The sequence below is a fragment of the Lactobacillus gigeriorum DSM 23908 = CRBIP 24.85 genome (genome assembly GCF_000296855.1).
Taxonomy (GTDB): domain Bacteria; phylum Bacillota; class Bacilli; order Lactobacillales; family Lactobacillaceae; genus Lactobacillus; species Lactobacillus gigeriorum.
The window spans coordinates 1-1,936 of the sequence record NZ_CAKC01000070.1; the positions used below are offsets into that span (position 1 = coordinate 1).

The following is a 1,936-nucleotide window of genomic DNA, read 5'->3' on the forward strand; positions in this document are numbered from 1 at the left end:
AATAGAGTAGAGGGAGTTTAATTCTCGCCCCTCTCATTGCACCGGACGTACGGTTCCGTATCCGGCGCTACATTTGTAATTCTTTACGAGATATATAATATTCTAGCGGATCGACCAATCCTGGGCGATCTGCTTTCTTTATCCCTAAGACTTGGGGACTGAGCAGGAAATTTACGACTTGTCCTGAACTGCGCTTATACCATCCTAATCGCGCATTGGCTACTTTGCGGATATCTTCGTCGCTAAAGTTGCACTTTAGCGCCTTGTTTATTCGCATCAGGTTGGTATATATTCTTTTGGAGCGCTTCCATTGCTTAATGATTACTACTCGTATCTTATGGCGCATCCATTGACTGAATTTAAACAGAAAGTGTTTCATATCGCCAATTTTGAAGTAGTTGATCCAGCCTCTGACTACTTGATTTATCTTAGTAAAAACCACTGATAAGGGCTGGGCAGCTGCTTTACGGCGACTCAACAGTTCTCTAATCTTGTCGTAGAGCTTGGCTTTGCGGTCGTCTCCTGGCTTTGTCTGCCAGCGTTCGTCGTTTTTCCAGAAGGTAAAGCCTAGAAAATTGCTCTTGGTTGGTCGCACGACTTTAGTTTTAGTTGCGTTGACCTTTAAGAACAGTTTCCTTTCTAGCCATGACGAGATTGACTTCATGACCCGATCAGCCGACTTTTTGCTTTTAACGAAGATATTGCAGTCATCGGCATAGCGCACGAAGTGCACGCCTCTTTGTTCTAATTCCTTATCCATTTTATCTAAATAGATATTCGATAGAATCGGCGAAAGAGGTCCGCCTTGTGGCACGCCAAGCTTATTGGGCTTAACCAAGCCATCTTCCATGATTCCGGCTTTTAGGAATGCCCGGATCAAGTGGAGGGTGGTTTTGTCGTTTACCTGCTCTCTGATTATTGAAATTAATTTATCATGATTGACCGTGTCAAAGTATTTCTCAATGTCTAAATCAATTACCCATTGGTAGCCTTCATCTAGGTATTCCAAGACTTGCTCTATGGCATCGTGAGCACTGCGTTTTGGTCTAAAGCCATAGCTATGGTCGCTGAAGCGGGGATCATATATCTTCATCAAGACTTGGGCGATTGCCTGTTGGATTACCCGATCCACGACGGTTGGGATTCCCAGCGGACGCTTCTTGCCATTGGCTTTAGGTATGTAGACTCTACGTACGGCTTGCGGACGATATTTCATTTTCATGATCGAATCCTTGATTTCCGCTTGGTGCTTCTTAAAGTAGCCGTCAAGCTCATCGACCGTTTTATTGTCCACTCCAGGAGCGCCCTTATTGATTTTGACTCTGTGAATTGCTTCTTTGAGATTGCCTTGGCTTAAAATCTGCTCTATCAATTCCATCTCGTGATATCTCCATTTCTATTTGTAAATCTATTCGGAATCGTCCCAATTGCTTTCACCATCAAAGAGTTACGTTCTCTTTGTGCTAGGCTATCCTCTTATTCGGACTGTCTGAACATTGCTTATAGCAGGATATTCTCTTACAAACATTAGGTCCTTCGCATCCAGCTCCATTACAGAGCCTTCATCGCTACTATGACCTCGGCTGACTTCTCGTGGCTAACCTTTTTCGACCAGGCTTACGATCGCTGTTATTAAAGCTTGCTCGGCTTGCCTGTCCACGAGATCTCTCGGGGTAAGACATTCATCTCTTATTTTCCACTGCCTCCTGGTTTACCGTCTTGGTTTTACGGTTGTCTTTTGGACTTCGACTTGTCTTGCAGTCTTATCCACCATTTGGCCTGACCAGATTTCTGTACGTAGGCTCGGAAAACTCGCTAGCCACTTCCTTCACCCATAGCGTCACCGCTATCAGCTTGTGGTTCACTACACTTGGCGACAACTACCCGTGGTCTAGACTTTCACTAGACTAGATGAAATGTCATGCCCGACACACAA

General features: G+C 44.7%; 1 protein-coding gene. It reads right to left on the reverse strand.

Features of this window, described 5'->3' with window-relative positions; translation table 11 throughout:
- Positions 1–67 precede the first annotated feature (67 nt).
- Entirely contained in the window at positions 68–1,378 is a 1,311-nt protein-coding gene (ltrA, locus tag BN52_RS07035) for a group II intron reverse transcriptase/maturase (protein WP_008473740.1), read from the reverse strand.
- Between the last annotated feature and the right edge of the window lie 558 nt (positions 1,379–1,936).

What these genes read in the sequence shown, in the direction of transcription:
- ltrA (WP_008473740.1), bottom strand. Translation starts at nt 1,378, where the DNA reads ATGGAATTGATAGAGCAGATTTTAAGCCAAGGCAATCTCAAAGAAGCA.